The following is a 15,093-nucleotide window of genomic DNA, read 5'->3' as shown; positions in this document are numbered from 1 at the left end:
GAATCAAGGAGCACAGACATGGCCTCACCCTCACTGTGCGTCGTCGTCGGCGCGACCGGCGCGATGGGCACCGAGTTCACCCGTCGCCTGGTCCGGCGCGGGCTGCGCGTCGTCGCGGTCGCCCGAAACGCCGAGGACCTCGACAAGCTCGCGACCGAGGACGATCTGATCGTTCCGTGTGTCGCCGACATCGCCGACGACAGCGCCATCGGCACGATCACCGCCCGTCTCGACGCGCCGGTGCGCCTGGCCGTGTTCGCGGCCGGGCTTCCGGTGCGCGGCTCGGCCGACACCATCGCGCCGGGGGACTTCGCGGTCGGCGCGAACATCAAGGTCGGCGGACTGGTGCGGCTGCTGCACGCCGTCCGGGACCACCTCGTACCGGGATCGCGTTTCGTGACGATCGCCGGGTCGCTCGGACTCGAACCCGGCCCGCTCGACGCCGGGCCGGGGACGGTGAACGCCGCAGTCTTCAATCTCATGCGTCAGCTCAGCGCGCTGTACGGCCCGAGGGGCGTCACCACCCACACCATTGCGCCGGGACCGGTCGACACGCCACGGCTGCGGAAGTTCGTCGAGACCGAGGCCGCCGAGACCGGACGTGACCCCGGTGAGATCTGGGATCGCTACCGTGCCAAGACCACGCTCGGCCGGCTACCGACGCTCGACGAGATCGGCTGGACTCTGGAGATGCTCCTCGCTCCGGAGGCCGCCGTGCTGCACGGAAGCGTCCTCACCGTCGACGGCGGAACCCGGCACGGAGTCCAATAAGTCTGTACCCCCGACATGTCACGAAGGAGCGCCAATGCCCGTTGCACACTTCCATCTCGTCGACGGCGCCTACACCGCCGGGCAACGACGTCGGCTGCTCGCCGACGCGAGTCGCTGCTACGCGGAGGTCCTCGACTCCCCGATCGAGCGAGTGCGGGCGTTCGTCGTCCGGTACGGCCCCGACGACGCCGCGACGGCCGGAACGGCGATCGCCGACGGCGGCACCCCGGCCCCCTACTTCACCGCGATCGTCCTCGCCGGACGCCCGATCGAGCAGCGCCAGGAGCTGGCGGCGCGATTCACCGATCTGATCGTCGAGATCCTGGGGGCGCAGCGGGATCTGGTGCGCGGACAGATCGTCGAAGTCGATCCGGTGAACTGGTCCATCGCAGGCAACCCGGCCGCCGCCGCCCGCGCCGACGAGGTCGCGGCACGGGCGGCAGCCACACAGCCGGCGCGGTGAACGCCGGCGCCTGAGCGAATGTGCCGGCACGTCGGCCTGTTCGACGCCATCCCTCATTCGCCTTCACCGCGAAGCGCCCGCAGTTCTTCCTCCATTCCGCGAGCCACCACGTCCACCTCGGGACACACGACACCGTCGCCGACGACGGTGATCACGAACCGCTCGGCGTACGAGAAAGCACACGCACCGACGCCGATGTTGCCCATGAGCGCCACCACCGGCACGATCTCGCGCACCCGCGCCCCGGCAAGGTAGAGCGGGGTGGGCGGACCGACCACGTCGGCGACGTACGTGTTCGTCATCCGTTGCCGGGCGAGCATCGGCAGGGCGATGCGCCGGACTACCCGGCCGGTCACCACCGCGCCCGTCCTCGGACGGACATGCCGCTTCCGGACGGCTGTGTCCGCGGCGATCGACGTCAACCGGCGCAGCGGATCGGCGACACCGAGCGGGAGCCGAACAATCATCTGCCCGAGCAGGTTTCCACGAGCCGGCCCCGGACGCGACCCGTGCAGCGAGACGGGCACCACCGCCCGCAGCACGACGCCGTCGACCGGTTCCCCTCGGCGACAGAGCAGTTCGCGCAAGCCCCCGGCGAAGACCGAGAGCAGCACGTCGTCGATCTTCGTGCCGTGCCGATGCGCGATCGCGCGGACCACCTCGACGTCGGTGTGCACCACTGCGTAGCGGCGCTCCGACCCGATCCGCCGGTTCAGGCTGGTGCGCGGCGCTCGCCCTTCGCGCCGGGTTCGTCGCAGCGCGGACCAGGAGTCCCGGAGGTCGGGCACGAGCGTTCCCGGACGAGCCCGGGCCGCCACGGCCCGGAACGCCGCGGTCGAGCGTCCGCGCAGGTTGTCGACGACCAGCGTGCGCGCCCGGGGAACCGGCGCGGGTCGCCACGGCGACGCGGGCGACAGCGGCACGTCCGGAGCGGCGTCGAGGAGCAGCCCCAGCATCGCCACCCCCGCCGGACCGTCGGCGATCACATGATGAATGCGCAGGTAGACCGCGGGTGCATGCGCCCCGGATCCCGGGATCACCCACAGCTCCCACAACGGCCGGGACCGGTCGAGCGGGCTCCGCCGGATCGATTCGACGACCGGGAACAACTCCCCGCCCTGTCCCGCCGCCACCGCACGGATGTGGTGACGCAGGTCGAAGTTCGCTGCGTCCGCCCACAACGGTCGTCCCTGCCCCCGCCGGGGAGTATGCACCACCTGACGCAGGCGCGGCACCAGCGGCAACCGAGCCTCGACGATCTCCCGGACGGATCGGAGCAGCATCCGTCCGTCCGGATCGTCGCCGTCCCCGGCGTCGAGGATCGCGACGAGACCGATGTCCTGCTGCCATCCCGCCTCGTCGGGCCACAGGGTCATCACGTCCTGTGCGCTCAACCGTTCCATGCGCTCACCTGCCGTCGCGTCCCTCCAGCGAACCAGATATCCGGCCGCGCCGACAGGGCGCTGATCGATGCCGCCGCACATGCGGGCGGGGTGGCCGCGGCATCCGCCGTGACCACCCCGTCCTGCTCCGCTCAGAAGCCCCAGGGGTCGTCCCTGCCCTGCAGTTCGAGTGACCGGAAGGTGCCGGTGTAGAACACCAGCGGGTGCCCGTCGTCGTACCAGAGTCGCTCCACCCGGCCCACGTGCAGGGTGTGATCACCCGCGGGATGCGAATCGACCACGGTGCACGCCAGGTGCACCAGTGCGCCCTCCAGCAGGGGCACGCCCTTGCGCCACACGAACCGGACGAGATCCGGCTGGTGCGCCGCCCCGGCGAAGTGCAGGGACAACGGTTCCTGGTCCCCGGCGAGGATCGAGACGCCGTACCGCCCGGTCTCCCGGATCCGCTCGTTCATCCTGGCGCGGTTGGCGATCGACACGAGCACGAGCGGCGGATCGAGCGACACCGAGGTGAAGGCGTTGGCGGTCATCCCGTGCACCGAAGCCTCGTCCTCACACTCGGCGGTGGTGACGATGGTGACGCCACTCGCGAACCGCCCCAGCGCTTTCCGCATGTGCAGTGGGGTGACCTCGAGATCGGCCACGGCAGTGCTCCTCATCGTCTCGCTCCGTTCAGCCCCGGACGATCTTCAGATCGTCGTTGCCGATCAGGTCCGGCCGCGTCCAGCCGTGGATGTCGTACTCGGACATGCACTGTTCGGCAAAGCCCTTGAGCTGGTTGTCCAGGCCCTGGGCCTGGTAGGCGAACAGCGTCTGGAAGCGCACGGCCTCGTGGTCACCGCCGTAGTTGCGCTCGTACAACTCGTGCCGGCCGCCGAACTCGGTGCCGACGGCATCCCATAGCAGCTTGAGCAGCTTGACGCGGTCGATGGCCGCGATGCCGTTCGACCCGCGCACGTACTGGTCGAGGTACGGCCGGATGTCGGGGTTGCTCCAGTCGCTCGCATGGGAATTCAGGTAGATCAGACCGCTGCCGAGAGTCTGCTGGATGATCTCCTTGATCCGCGGATAGCCCACACCCATGAAGGTCCGGTAGGCCAGTCCGTAGTTCAGGTTCGGCTGTACGGCCCCGCCGACCCACGGATCGGGTGTCTTCGCCATCGCGTCGGACAGTCCCCAGAACATGTCGCGCCAGTTGAGGATCTCGCCGATCTGCATCTGCACCCCGCGGAATCCGGCCGAGCCGGTCATTTCCACCGCCTTCATCACGCAACCGGCGATGAAGTCGAGTTTCACGGCGAGACGGGCGCAACCGTGGAACATGAAGCGCGACATGAACCCGGATTTCATGACGAAGCCGTTGGTCGTCTCGGCGTCGTAGGCGAAGACGTTCTCCCACGGAACCAGGACCCGGTCGAACACCATGATCGCGTCGTTCTCGTCGAATCGGCTCGACAGCGGGTAGTCGAACGGCGTACCCATGACGGCGGCGTTCATTTCGTAGGACGTACGGCAGAACAACTTCAGCCCCGGTGAATCCATCGGGACGGTGAAGATCAGGCCGAACTCTTTCTTGCGCAGCGGCAGGCCGTAGTGCGCGATGAAGTTGGCATTCGTGATCGCCGAACCGGTCGCCACCACCTTCGCGCCCGACACGATCAGACCCGCGTCGGTTTCCTCGACCACGTGCACGCAGATGTCGGCGGTCTCGTCGGCGGGCTTGCCGCGGTCGATCGGCGGGTTGACGATCGCATGGTTGAGGTAGAGCACCCGCTCCTGGGACTTCTTGTACCAGTCGAGGGCGTTCTGCTTGTACTCGCCGTAGAAGTCGGCGTTGGCTCCGAGGGTGCCGAGGAACGACGCTTTGTAGTCGGGCGAGCGTCCCAGCCAGCCGTACACCTCGCGCTGCCACGTGGCGATCGCGTCGCGGGCGAGGAGCAGGTCGTCGGCGCTGCGTGCCGTCTTGAAGAACGGATGGGTGAAGCCCCCGTTGCCGGTGTCGGTCGGCACCGTGAGGATGCCCTTGGCCTCCGGCTTGTGCATCGCGTCGTACATCCGTGCCACCGACCGGACCGAATTACGGAAGGCCGGGTGCGTGGTGACGTCGTCGACCCGCTCACCACGGAAGTACACCTCGCGACCGTCGCGGAGCGACTCGATGTACTCGTCGCCTGTCATAGGCCGGACGGTGTTGGGCGCTCCGACGGCGTCGCCGATGATCGCTGAGGTCGTCATGGTGTTCACTCCTGGTCTCGGGCGGTGGAGAGTCGTATCGGAGACCGGCGGGATCGACCGGCACCGTGCTGCGACGCGGTCGACACCGATTGCGTTGCCCGGATTGGGGATCCGCTCTCGGATGTCGCTTTCGGCGCGATGTCGGTATATCGTTCCGGACGCCAAGTCCCTGTGATCTGGAACACTAGAAGGTGGAGGTGTGCTGGAACATGGCTGAGCGCGAACAATCGGGTGACTCTGCGCGCAAGGGAGCGGCGCCCGCCCTCGTCTCACTGCGCACGCGGGAACTCGACACGCGCGAGGGCCGCACGCAGTGGGCGAGCACCCTCGAGCGGCTCTACGGCGAGATGGACGTGGCGTGGCCGGATCCGCGGCAGCACTTCGACGCCGAGTGGGGTGGACGGCCTTTCGGGGACCTGCACATCAGCACGATCCGCGCCGACGCCCATACCGTGGTGCGGTCACCCGAGATGATCGCCTCCGACACCTGGACGGGCTACCTCGTGTGCATCGTGACCGAGGGTCACGTCGAGGTGCAGCAGTCCGGTCGAGCCACCGTTCTCGAGCGCGGGGGATTCGCGCTGCTGGACTGCTCCGCACCGTTCGTCTTCCACTCCCCCGCGCCGTTCCGGCAGATCGTGGTGCGGTCCCCCGCCGAGCTGCTCACCTCACGTCTACCCGGCAGGATCGTCGAACACGGCACCGCGCGGTCGATGGGCGCCGACACCGGGGCCGGCGAACTGGTCGGCCGATTCTTCGTCGACCTCTCGACCACGACGGCTCCGATCTCGCCGGGGGCCGCGGTGTCGTTCGCCTCGTCTGCCGTCGACATGCTGGCCACCGCCCTCGCGGAGGGTCCGCTCGCGACCAGCGCCGCGCAACTGCATCGCACCGAAGATCTCACCCGCGTCCAGCGGGTGATCGAACAGAAGCTGCACGATCCCGAGCTCACGCTGTCGGACGTCGCAGCCGACGCCGGGATGTCGTTGCGCAACGTGCAGAAACTGTTCAGCGCGGCCGGGACCACCCCGCGGGCGTGGCTGTACCAGGCGCGCCTCGAACGCGCGCGGAAGCACCTGCTGACGACCGAGATGTCCGTCTCGGAGGTCAGCGAATGCGCGGGGTTCCGGGACGTCTCCCACTTCAGCAGGACGTTCCGCGCCGCATTCGGCTCCAGCCCCGGTCAGTACCGGAAGGGAAACACCGACCGCCCACCGGGCCACCGGCACTGACCGGCGAACGGCCGGGTGCCCGGGACGAACCCGAACACCCGGCCGCGGTCACGCCGGCGACATCGCCGGCGGCGCGGCGCCGACGGTGAACTCCTCCTTGAATATCGAGCGGGGCGCCATGCGTCGGCGTTTGAGCGCCTTGACCGCCGCGGTGACCATGGCGGGTGGTCCGCACAGGTACGCGCTGCGCCCCCGGCAACTGGCGAAGTCGTCGAGCACGACGTCGGTGACCATACCGGTGGCGCCGTCCCACTGCTCTTCGCTGAGCACGGGGTGGTAGCGGAATCGGGAATCGGCGGCCTCGAGTGCCCGGAAGAAGTCGACGTCGTACAGGTCCGCCTGTCCCCGCCCACCGTGATACAGGTCGATGCCCGGGACAAGATCCTCGGAGAGGGCATGGCGGACAATGGACTTCAGCGGGGCGAGCCCCGTCCCACCGCCGATCAGGATGGCCGGTTCTCCCTGCGGGCGAACGAGCGCGAACTGCCCCAGTGGCCCGCGCAGCTCGATCCGGTCTCCCGGTCGAAGCGAGCCGAATATCCACCCCTCCGTCGCGAGTCCGCCGTCGACCTTCCTGACGTGAAACTCGAGCCGACGCGACTCGAAGGGCGGATTGGCCATCGAATACTGGCGCGCCACACCGGACCCCGGCACGATCAGCTCGGCGTACTGGCCGGCGGAGAACTCCATCGGCTCGTCCAGCTCCACGACGAGCCGGCGGGTGCACCGGGCGATGTCGGCCAACTCGAGCACGGTGCCGGTGTGGTCACGCAGCGGATGCCTCGGCCCGGCCGGCGCAGTCTCGCTCAACGGCGCGACGGTCAGATCGGTGCGCGGGCTCGCCTGGCAGGCCAGCGCGAGCCCGCTCGCACGTTCCGCCTCGGAAAGCACCGCGTCGTCCACCCGCCCGTGGTCCACCTCCCCGCACAGCACGCGGATCTTGCAGGTGCCACACGTGCCCTGCGAGCAGGCATGCGGGAGCCACCGGTTCTCCCGTAGCGCGGATTCGAGGACGGAACGGTTCGCTGCAGCACGAAAGGGCTGTTCCCCGTCCGAAACGGTCACCGAATGTTCCATCGTCACACCTCCCACCGCACACGCAATCCCTGCGGGCCGCGGAAGGTCCAGCCCCAGAAGTCCGGCGCGTGGTCGGGATCGGGCTCGATGTTCGGGATTGTCTCGAACAGCTCCTCGAGCGCGATGCGGACGATCGCGGTGCCGAGGTAGGTTCCGGCACAGGCATGGTTGCCGGAGCCGAACGCGAGGTGCGGCACGACCGGGCGATCCACGTCGTAGGCTTCCGGGTTCTCCCATGCGGTCTCGTCCCGGTTCGCCGAACCGTAGGCGAGTATCACGGGTGTGCCGGCGGGCAGGTCGACGCCGCCGATCGTGACGTCGTGGTTCGCGACCTTCACCGCGGCGCTCCAGATCGGCGCCACCCACCGCGCGCCCTCGTTGATCGCGCGCGGCACGAGGGCCGGATCGTCGACGACCCGTTCGAGCTGGTCGGGGTGCTGCAGCAATCCTGCCAGGGTGGTCGTCATGACGTGTCCCGGCTCCTGTAGAGCGCCGAGCAGGAACACATAGATGTTCGGGTAGATCTCGGCGCGATCGCGCACCTGCCCCTCGGGCATCCCGTCGTGCAGCCAGTGCGAGATGAGGGTGTGGTCGGGGTGGGTGGTCCAGTGGTCGAGCATGGGGTCGACTGTCGCGACGATCTCCTCCTTGACGCGATCGCCGGCCTCGAAAGGTGCCGGATCAGCGAAGTTCCCGTGCTCGTCGACCGCGGCGTTGCCGTAGGACAGCGCGAGCGTCTGGAACCAGCGCGCGAGCGTCTCGGACGAGACGTCGGTCAGGCCCATGAGGTCGCCGACGGCGCGGACGCTGACCGGCGCGAAGTATGCCTCCTGGATGTCGACGGCTCCGAGGTCTTCGATGCCCTCGAGGATCCGCCGTGCCTGCGGCCGGACCAGGGCCTCGACGTAGGTGTCGACGGCGGCGGGACGCAGCTGCGGATCGATCCACTCCCGGATCCTGCGGTGCTGCTCGCCGTTGGAGTCGAGGACCGTTCCCTTGCCGAACGTCCGGCCTCCAGAGGGGGCGATCACGGTGGACCACGCCTGCGGGTCCTGCGTGATCTGCAGGCACAGCTCGCGGGTCGCCACGACATGCATGCCGACGGCCGGCACGTACGCGACCGGGGCTTCACGGCGGAGGCGTTCGTAGATCGGATTCGGGTCGCGATCGAGTTCCTCCATGGTGATCTCGTCGATCCAGGTGCGGGTGGTGGTCATGATGTCGTTCTCCTGTCGTCGGCTCGCGCGGCGGACACGGTCGGGGGTCGCGCAGACGGTGCGTGTCGCGGTATCGTCCGCCCGCCGAGTTCCTGTGATCTGGAACACTAGGAGGCGGAGGTGAGCAGGAACATGACCGACAGTGCACCGAAGGATGACTCGCCGCGCACCGCGGAGCCCGGCCGACCGGTGGCGCTGAGCGTTCGTGAACTCGAATCCGCCGAAGGCCGTGCGCGGTGGGCGGATACGCTGGACCGGACCTACTGCGAGATGGACGTCGACTGGTCCCGGTCGAGCGACCGGTTTGCCGCCGATCTGATCGCTCGCCCGATCGGCGACCTGATCGTGAGCGTGGTGCGCGCCGATCCGCACACGGTGATGCGGACCCCCGCAATGATCGATTCGGACCCCAACGACGACTTCCTGCTGTGCTTGATCACGCAGGGCTCCGCCATCCTGACCCAGGGGCCGCGGACGGCGATTCTCGAGAACGGCGCCTTCGGGATCGTCGACTCGTCGACACCGTTCGTCGTAGACGGCACAACCGAATTCGAGCAGATCGTACTGCGGGCGCCGCGCCGGCAACTCACGTCCCGACTGCCGCTCGACGTGGTGGAGAGCGTGACGGGCCACGGCATTTCGGGACAGTCCGGCATCGGACGGCTGGTGTCGCGCTTTCTGGTCGACGTGGCCGCCACCGAGACCCCATTGTCCGGCGGCACCTCGGATTCGGTGGCCGCCGCGGCGCTGGATCTGCTCGTCACCGCGATCAGCGACCGGGCGACTCCGCTGAGTGCCACGATGCGGACACACGCGGACGACCTTCGCAAGGTCCAGGCCACCATGCTCCGATACCTGCACGATCCCGATCACACGCTCGCCGAGATCGGCACGGAACTGGGAATGTCGCTGCGCTACATCCACAAACTGTTCAGCGCGGCGGGAACGACGCCGCGCACGTGGCTGTACGAGGTGCGGCTCGGCCGCGCCCGAACGATGCTGCTCGAAACCGATCTCACCGTCACTGCGATCAGCGTCCACGTCGGGTTCCGGGACGTGTCGCACTTCAGCCGCGCATTCCGTCGCCGGTTCGGATCCAGCCCTGCGCATTTCCGGCTGGACCCCGCCATGCGCGGATAGTCGTCACCGGCGACAGCCGGCCACCCGCGCCCGCACGAGCGACGACCGGTCCCCACAGAACTGCCGAACCTGTCCGGTGTGGTCGCGGCCGAAGATCTGCCGTGCCCGCGCCCACTTCTGGATCTCGAGGGCGCCCTCGGAAATCTCGCCGATCCTGCTGTGCCGGGCGATCGTCTCGACCGGGCCTTCGGTGTCGTCGGCTCTGTATCGCGTCTCCGCCCGGCCCGGTCGAGTCCACGACTCCGTTGCCGGGCGGCGCTGCCGCAGTTCGGGATACCCGGACCGCTCAGGCCCTCGTCTCACGCTCGGCGATCGTCACATCCCCCGCAGCGAAGTGTGTCTTCGGCGTCTCCCGCAGCACCACCCGGATATTGGGTAGCGGCGCGTCCAGGGCCCGGTGCGCCGCCTGGGTCAGTTCGTGGATCAGCTTCCGGAGCTCGTCCGGGCTGCGCCCCTCCGCGATCGTCACATCGATGAACGGCATCGTCAGCCTCCCGCCACGGTGACGGTGCCGAGGGTGGTGAAGTGCGCGGCGATGCGCGCCCCCGGCTGCACCGGCACGGCGTCGGTCATGCCGCCGGTGAGCACCACCCACCCTGCCTCGATGGCGAGTCCTCGCTCGGCCAGGGTGTTCGCGGCGAAGGCCAGCGCCTCCGCGGGATGCCCGTGCACCGCGGCGCCGGTCGCCGAATCGACCACCTCGCCGTCGACTTCGAGCAGGCATGCCTCGAGCGCGAGATCCAGGTCCTCGGGCCGGCGGGCGATCGGGCCGGTGACGTACCGTCCGGAGGAGTTGTTGTCCGCGACGGCATCCATCATCGAGAACTGGTAGCCGGAGAACCGGCTGTCGATGATCTCGATCGCACCGACCACGTGCTCCACCGCGGCCAGTGCGGTCGCGGCCGAGACGCCGGGTCCCTCGAGCCTGCGGCCCATGACGAACGCGATCTCCGGCTCCGCGCGGGCGTGGATCATCTTCTCGTGCGGAACCGGCTCCCCGATAGGCAGGATCATCCGGTCCGTGAGCCACGCGGTGGACGGCGAGTCCACGCCCACCTGCCGCTGTTTCGCCTTCGACGTGACCCCGAGCTTCACGCCGGTGAGCCGCTCGCCGCGGGCGAGCCGCATGCGCAACGCGATGTCCTGTGCGGCGTACGCGGTCCCCAGGTCCAGTCCGTTCCATTCCGCGAGGATCGACGTCTGCGGGGTCGCGGTGTCCTCCGCACGCAGCAGCACGTCGGCGACGCGGGCCGCGCTCCACAACTGGTCGCTCATTTCTCGTCCTTTCCGTCGAGCACGGCGGTGACGCTGCCGAGCCCGCTGATGTTCGCCACGATGGAGTCGCCTGCAGTCACCGGAAACGCCCTGGTCATCGAGCCCGGAAGGACGACATGACCGGGTTCGAGGGTGACGCCGAGCGGGCCGACCGTGTTGGCCAGCCACACCAGCGCGTTGAGCGGGGACCCGAGCACGGCTCCGCCTGCTCCCGTCGCCGTGAGTTCACCGCCGATGTGCAACGTGCATCCGATCAGCCTCAGGTCGGCCTCGGAGAGGGAGACCGGCCGGCTGCCCAGGATCACGCCGCCGGACGAGGCATTGTCCGCGATGGTGTCGAAGATGCCGATCTTCCAGTCCCGGATCCGCGAGTCGACGATCTCGAGTGCGGGCAGCACGAAGTCCACGGCCCGCGCGGCCTCGGCGGCGGTGACGCCCGGACCGGCCAGCGGCCGGCCGAGCACGAACGCCACCTCGGGCTCGATCCGCGGCTGCAGGAAGCGGCCGGCGGGGATCGGCTGGTGCTCGAGGTGGAACATGCTCGCGGTCAGATGCCCGAAATCGGGTTGATCGACGCCCATCTGCCGCTGGATCGCGCGGGAGGCCAGGCCCACCTTGTGGCCCTTGACGACATCACCGGCCAGCGTCCACTGCTCGACCTGCAGCTGTTGGATCCGGTAGGCGAGTTCGATCGACGCGTCGGGATGGTCCGGGGTGAGTGGATCGATCGGTTCCCCCGTGCGATACACCTCGAGCAGTCGGTCTGCGGCCTTGTGGGCGGCGGTGTCCATGGCTCCTCTTTTGCGCTTGTCTCGTTCGTGCGGTCGGATTCGTGGTCAGGAGGCGCGTGGGCTCGCCGCCGTCAAGCCGGCGGCCCCCGGGTCGTCCCGCAGGAGCACGGGACTGCAGTCGCGGGCTTCGGCGATCGCCCGGGTGATCTCGTGCGCGGCACCGACCACAGCCCGCTCGAGCTGCGGGCGCCGCTGGACGAAGCGCGTCGCGGGCACGCTCACGCTCACGGCCGCCACGACGGAGCCCAGGTCGTCGCGCACCGGGGCGGCGACGCAGTGCACCTCCGAGACCGTCTCCCCGAGGTCCACGGCGAAGCCGGCCGAGCGCACACCGGCCAGGGCGTCCAGCAGGGCCGGAGGGTTCGTGGTGGTCGACGGTGTCAGCCGCCGCAACGGGCGCTGGGCCAGATACCGGCGCACCTCGAGCTCCTCGAGTTGCGCGAGCAGCACCTTGCCCACCGCCGTGGAATGCGCATCCAGGCGCGTACCGATCCGCGCACCCTGCACGGTGATGTTGTGATTTCCGAGGATCTTGTCCACGTAGAGGACGTTCCATCGATCCATGACCGCGAGATGTGTTGTCTCGCCGCACTTCTCCACCAGGCGCTCGAGGACCGGGGCGGCACAGGACCGGACGTCGACGGTGCCGCGCAGCGTCTCTCCCAGCTCCACGACGCGCCAACCGAGCCGGTAGCGTCCGCGCGCGCGGCACTGGAGCAGCCCCGTGTCGACCAGGCTCGACAGCAGGGCGTGCGCGCTCGACCGGGGAACGTCGATCGCCGCCGCGACCTCGGAGACTCCCCACTCGGGGTGCTGCACCGTGAACAGGTCCAGCACCGGTCCGATCCTCTGCACCGTCTGCAGTGACGCCACGTCCAGGTCCGTCCTTTCGGGTCACGGCGGTGACGTCGAGTGCGCCCCATCGCCGCCGGATGCTTGTGACCTGGAACACTAGGTTCCCGGCTCGCGACGGAACATGGCTGGGAATGCACAGAAGGATGACTCCACGCGCACCGAGTGCGGACATCCGGTCACGCTGCCTCGGAACTCGGCGCGAGGGGTGTCACTCGGCGGTTACGCGCCCAACGACATCCGCAGGTGCGACACGACGTGCGCGCGGGTCGGGTCGTCGACCTGACCAGCGCGCCGGACGACGCTGACGACCCGCACGGCGCCGGGCGCAGCGCCTCGTCACCGGTACAGCGCTCGGGGCCTTCGCCGTGGCGATGGGCTGCAGCCAGATGCCGCCCGCACGGGCGTAGGGCTCAGGCCTCGAGCACGTGCCCCTTGCGCTCCGGGAGTGTGAAGGCGGCGACGGCGGCGAGCACGAACGCCGCCGCGAACACCCCGAACACGAGGGCGTTGCCACCACCGGTGAGCAGCCAGGGCACGAGCAGCGGCGCCACGATCGAGGCGATGCGCCCGAACGCGGCCGCCGCGCCGGTCCCGGCGGCGCGCACCGACGTCGGATACAGTTCCGGTCCGATCGCGTACAACGCTCCCCAGGCGCCGAGGTTGAAGAACGACAACGCCATTCCGGCGGCGACGATCTCGGTGGGCGTGTCGGCCAGCCCGAACAGGCCCGCGGCCGCGGCCGAGCCGGCGAGGAAGCTCGCCAGAGTTGCACGGCGCCCCCACACCTCGATCAGCCATGCCGCGACGGCGTATCCCGGCAACTGTGCGAGCGTGATGATCAGGGTGTACTGGAAGGACTTCACCAGATCGAAGCCCTGGTTCACCAGCAGGCTCGGCAGCCAGATGAAGGCACCGTAGTACGAGAGGTTGATGCAGAACCACACCGTCCACAGGGCGGCGGTGCGCCGCCGCAGCCGCGGCGACCAGATCGACTCGGCGCTCGTCTCCGTGAGCACCGGACGCGACGTCTCTTCCACGTCCGTGGGCGCCGCGACGCCGGCGGACATCTCGAAGGACCGCACGGCCTTCTCCGCCTCGGCGTAGCGGCCCCGGCGCTCGAGGTATCGCACGGATTCGGGTAGGCCGAACCGGACGACCACCGCGTACAGGGTGGGGACGATTCCCACGGCCAGCGCCCAGCGCCAGCCGTCGTCGCCGAGGGGGATCACGAAGTAGCCGATGAGGGCAGCGAGGATCCACCCGGCCGCCCAGAACGCCTCGAGCGCGACGACCATGCGGCCGCGCTGCCGGCGCGGTGCGTACTCGCTGACGAGGGTCGACGCCACCGGAAGCTCGGCGCCGAGACCCAGGCCGACGACGAACCGCAGCACGATCAGCACCGCGACGGAGCCGGCAAGCGCCGCGGCCCCGGTGGCCAGGCCGTACACCAGCAGCGTCACCGCGAACACCTGGCGCCGGCCGATCCGGTCGGCGAGCAACCCGCCGACCGCCGCCCCGACCGCCATTCCGACGAAGCCGATCGACCCGATCCACGACAGCTGAGTCGTGCTCAGACTCCACTGCACGGCCAGGGCGGCCATCACGAAGGAGATGAGCCCGACATCCATGGCGTCGAGTGCCCAGCCCACGCCGGAGCCGAGCAGCAGCTTGCCGTGTCTGCGGGTCAGCGGCAGCTCGTCGAGCCGCTCGGTGCGCGTGGTCATCGCCCGAAAGCTATCACCGCCGCCACGGTGCCCGCTGGGCTCGCCGGTTCAGCCGCGGGCGGCGTCCTCGAGCGGTGCTACCTCGATCTTGCGCATCTGCAGCATCGCCTCGGTGACGCGCCGCCCGGCCTCGGGGTCGGTGTCGGAGAGCAGCTCGAAGAGCCGCCGCGGCACCACCTGCCAGGACAGCCCGAAGCGGTCCTTCAGCCAGCCGCACTGACTCTCCTCCCCACCCTCGGTGAGGGCGTTCCAGTAGTGGTCGACCTCGTCCTGGTCGGCGCAGTCGATCTGGAACGACACCGCCTCGGTGAACGAGAACTCCGGGCCGCCGTTGAGCGCGACGTAGCGCTGGCCGTCGAGCTCGAAGTCGACGGTCATGACGGTGCCGGCCGGCTTCGGCCCGGTGTCCTGGTAGTAGGTGGTGCCGAGGATCCGGGAGCGCGGAAACACGCTGGTGTAGAACTTGGCCGCGTCCTCGGCCTCGGTGTCGAACCACAGGAACGGGGTGATCTTCGGCATCGTCTTCTCCTTGCTCGGGTGGATGACGGCACTGCCGTCGGTGTCACTACCGTCGGTGTCACTACCGTCGGTGTCACTGACGTCGGTGTCACTGACGTCGGTGTCACAGATATCGACCCGAGACGGAACCGGAACTCATCGCGGTCGCGAACCGGCGCACACACGGGCGATCATGAACTGGTTTCGATACCCGTCGGAAGGAGACGCTCGTGCGGACGTCGGCTCGCATCACCACGGCAGTTCTCGGCGCCACAGTCCTGTCGGCGCTCGCGCCCGGCACGGCCCTCGCCGACACCACGGACGAGGGCTCGAGCGTGATCGGGTCCGCCGAGATCTTCTCCTGGCTGATCGACTTCCTGGCCAGTGCCTTCGGCCTGTCCTGAACCGGCCC

At 69.2% G+C, this 15,093-nt stretch carries 16 protein-coding genes and 1 pseudogene; 5 read left to right on the top strand and 12 right to left on the bottom strand.

What is annotated here, in order from left to right; genetic code table 11:
* Positions 1-18: 18 nt before the first annotated feature.
* Together ACM26Y_RS07465 and ACM26Y_RS07460 are read left to right on the top strand one after the other, a co-directional pair.
* A complete protein-coding gene (locus ACM26Y_RS07465; protein ID WP_054372373.1) occupies positions 19-771 on the top strand; it encodes an SDR family NAD(P)-dependent oxidoreductase in 753 nt (250 codons plus the stop codon).
* A gap of 34 nt (positions 772-805) precedes the next feature.
* Positions 806-1,234 (top strand): tautomerase family protein, encoded by a 429-nt coding sequence (locus ACM26Y_RS07460; RefSeq protein ID WP_416063066.1) that lies wholly within the window; start codon positions 806-808, stop codon positions 1,232-1,234.
* A gap of 53 nt (positions 1,235-1,287) precedes the next feature.
* Here the strand turns inward: ACM26Y_RS07460 and ACM26Y_RS07455 are convergent, their stop codons facing one another.
* The 3 genes from ACM26Y_RS07455 to ACM26Y_RS07445 all read right to left on the bottom strand — a co-directional run bounded on the left by ACM26Y_RS07455 (position 1,288) and on the right by ACM26Y_RS07445 (position 4,872).
* The gene (locus tag ACM26Y_RS07455; RefSeq protein WP_416063065.1) at positions 1,288-2,637 is read right to left on the bottom strand and encodes a wax ester/triacylglycerol synthase domain-containing protein; all 1,350 of its coding nucleotides are present in this window, start codon (positions 2,635-2,637) and stop codon (positions 1,288-1,290) included.
* 131 nt (positions 2,638-2,768) lie between these two features.
* Positions 2,769-3,296: an NADH-dependent flavin reductase gene (gene nphA / locus ACM26Y_RS07450; protein ID WP_193788743.1), complete on the bottom strand. Its 528-nt coding sequence runs from the start codon at positions 3,294-3,296 to the stop codon at positions 2,769-2,771.
* A 13-nt stretch (positions 3,297-3,309) separates the two neighbouring features.
* On the bottom strand, positions 3,310-4,872 hold the full coding sequence (locus ACM26Y_RS07445; protein WP_416063064.1) for a 4-hydroxyphenylacetate 3-hydroxylase family protein: 1,563 nt from the start codon (positions 4,870-4,872) through the stop codon (positions 3,310-3,312).
* Positions 4,873-5,081: 209 nt separating this feature from the next.
* Here ACM26Y_RS07445 and ACM26Y_RS07440 point away from each other — a divergent pair, with 209 nt between their 5' ends.
* Positions 5,082-6,104 (top strand): helix-turn-helix domain-containing protein, encoded by a 1,023-nt coding sequence (locus ACM26Y_RS07440; RefSeq protein ID WP_416063063.1) that lies wholly within the window; start codon positions 5,082-5,084, stop codon positions 6,102-6,104.
* A 48-nt stretch (positions 6,105-6,152) separates the two neighbouring features.
* On the opposite strand, the gene ACM26Y_RS07435 is transcribed toward ACM26Y_RS07440, so the two are convergent.
* Both ACM26Y_RS07435 and ACM26Y_RS07430 read right to left on the bottom strand, forming a co-directional pair.
* Positions 6,153-7,181: an NADH:ubiquinone reductase (Na(+)-transporting) subunit F gene (locus ACM26Y_RS07435; RefSeq protein ID WP_416063062.1), complete on the bottom strand. Its 1,029-nt coding sequence runs from the start codon at positions 7,179-7,181 to the stop codon at positions 6,153-6,155.
* A gap of 2 nt (positions 7,182-7,183) precedes the next feature.
* Entirely contained in the window at positions 7,184-8,398 is a 1,215-nt protein-coding gene (locus ACM26Y_RS07430) for a cytochrome P450 (RefSeq protein ID WP_416063061.1), read from the bottom strand.
* 132 nt (positions 8,399-8,530) lie between these two features.
* On the opposite strand from ACM26Y_RS07430, the gene ACM26Y_RS07425 reads away from it, so the two are divergent.
* Complete coding sequence (locus tag ACM26Y_RS07425; protein ID WP_416063060.1) at positions 8,531-9,538, top strand: AraC family transcriptional regulator; 1,008 nt, start codon at positions 8,531-8,533, stop codon at positions 9,536-9,538.
* 72 nt (positions 9,539-9,610) lie between these two features.
* Here the strand turns inward: ACM26Y_RS07425 and ACM26Y_RS07420 are convergent.
* From ACM26Y_RS07420 to ACM26Y_RS07390, 7 genes and pseudogenes are all read right to left on the bottom strand, one after another.
* A pseudogene (locus tag ACM26Y_RS07420) lies at positions 9,611-9,739 on the bottom strand (acyl-CoA dehydrogenase); the annotation flags it as partial.
* An 85-nt stretch (positions 9,740-9,824) separates the two neighbouring features.
* Entirely contained in the window at positions 9,825-10,022 is a 198-nt protein-coding gene (locus ACM26Y_RS07415; protein WP_054372378.1) for a tautomerase family protein, read from the bottom strand.
* A gap of 2 nt (positions 10,023-10,024) precedes the next feature.
* Complete coding sequence (locus ACM26Y_RS07410; protein ID WP_416063059.1) at positions 10,025-10,813, bottom strand: 2-keto-4-pentenoate hydratase; 789 nt, start codon at positions 10,811-10,813, stop codon at positions 10,025-10,027.
* Complete coding sequence (locus ACM26Y_RS07405) at positions 10,810-11,604, bottom strand: 2-keto-4-pentenoate hydratase (RefSeq protein ID WP_416063058.1); 795 nt, start codon at positions 11,602-11,604, stop codon at positions 10,810-10,812. Before ACM26Y_RS07405 ends, ACM26Y_RS07410 begins: the two co-directional genes overlap by 4 nt.
* A 45-nt stretch (positions 11,605-11,649) precedes the next feature.
* Positions 11,650-12,477, bottom strand: coding sequence for an IclR family transcriptional regulator (locus ACM26Y_RS07400; RefSeq protein ID WP_003936020.1), 828 nt, complete (start codon positions 12,475-12,477; stop codon positions 11,650-11,652).
* 392 nt (positions 12,478-12,869) lie between these two features.
* Positions 12,870-14,183: an MFS transporter gene (locus ACM26Y_RS07395; protein ID WP_416063057.1), complete on the bottom strand. Its 1,314-nt coding sequence runs from the start codon at positions 14,181-14,183 to the stop codon at positions 12,870-12,872.
* A gap of 48 nt (positions 14,184-14,231) precedes the next feature.
* A complete protein-coding gene (locus tag ACM26Y_RS07390) occupies positions 14,232-14,702 on the bottom strand; it encodes a VOC family protein (protein ID WP_003936018.1) in 471 nt (156 codons plus the stop codon).
* Between the two features lie 209 nt (positions 14,703-14,911).
* Here ACM26Y_RS07390 and ACM26Y_RS07385 point away from each other — a divergent pair, with 209 nt between their 5' ends.
* The gene (locus ACM26Y_RS07385; RefSeq protein WP_161996180.1) at positions 14,912-15,085 is read left to right on the top strand and encodes a hypothetical protein; all 174 of its coding nucleotides are present in this window, start codon (positions 14,912-14,914) and stop codon (positions 15,083-15,085) included.
* Positions 15,086-15,093 lie beyond the last annotated feature (8 nt).

Origin of the sequence: Rhodococcus indonesiensis, from assembly GCF_047782815.1 — a bacterium.
Taxonomy (GTDB): domain Bacteria; phylum Actinomycetota; class Actinomycetes; order Mycobacteriales; family Mycobacteriaceae; genus Rhodococcus; species Rhodococcus indonesiensis.
This window is presented reverse-complemented; position numbering and strand designations above follow the sequence as displayed.

Coding starts and splice junctions, on each gene's coding strand:
- ACM26Y_RS07465 (WP_054372373.1), top strand. CDS start 19: ATGGCCTCACCCTCACTGTGCGTCGTCGTCGGCGCGACCGGCGCGATG.
- ACM26Y_RS07460 (WP_416063066.1), top strand. CDS start 806: ATGCCCGTTGCACACTTCCATCTCGTCGACGGCGCCTACACCGCCGGG.
- ACM26Y_RS07455 (WP_416063065.1), bottom strand. CDS start 2,637: ATGGAACGGTTGAGCGCACAGGACGTGATGACCCTGTGGCCCGACGAG.
- nphA (WP_193788743.1), bottom strand. CDS start 3,296: ATGAGGAGCACTGCCGTGGCCGATCTCGAGGTCACCCCACTGCACATG.
- ACM26Y_RS07445 (WP_416063064.1), bottom strand. CDS start 4,872: ATGACGACCTCAGCGATCATCGGCGACGCCGTCGGAGCGCCCAACACC.
- ACM26Y_RS07440 (WP_416063063.1), top strand. CDS start 5,082: ATGGCTGAGCGCGAACAATCGGGTGACTCTGCGCGCAAGGGAGCGGCG.
- ACM26Y_RS07435 (WP_416063062.1), bottom strand. CDS start 7,181: ATGGAACATTCGGTGACCGTTTCGGACGGGGAACAGCCCTTTCGTGCT.
- ACM26Y_RS07430 (WP_416063061.1), bottom strand. CDS start 8,398: ATGACCACCACCCGCACCTGGATCGACGAGATCACCATGGAGGAACTC.
- ACM26Y_RS07425 (WP_416063060.1), top strand. CDS start 8,531: ATGACCGACAGTGCACCGAAGGATGACTCGCCGCGCACCGCGGAGCCC.
- ACM26Y_RS07415 (WP_054372378.1), bottom strand. CDS start 10,022: ATGCCGTTCATCGATGTGACGATCGCGGAGGGGCGCAGCCCGGACGAG.
- ACM26Y_RS07410 (WP_416063059.1), bottom strand. CDS start 10,813: ATGAGCGACCAGTTGTGGAGCGCGGCCCGCGTCGCCGACGTGCTGCTG.
- ACM26Y_RS07405 (WP_416063058.1), bottom strand. CDS start 11,604: ATGGACACCGCCGCCCACAAGGCCGCAGACCGACTGCTCGAGGTGTAT.
- ACM26Y_RS07395 (WP_416063057.1), bottom strand. CDS start 14,183: ATGACCACGCGCACCGAGCGGCTCGACGAGCTGCCGCTGACCCGCAGA.
- ACM26Y_RS07390 (WP_003936018.1), bottom strand. CDS start 14,702: ATGCCGAAGATCACCCCGTTCCTGTGGTTCGACACCGAGGCCGAGGAC.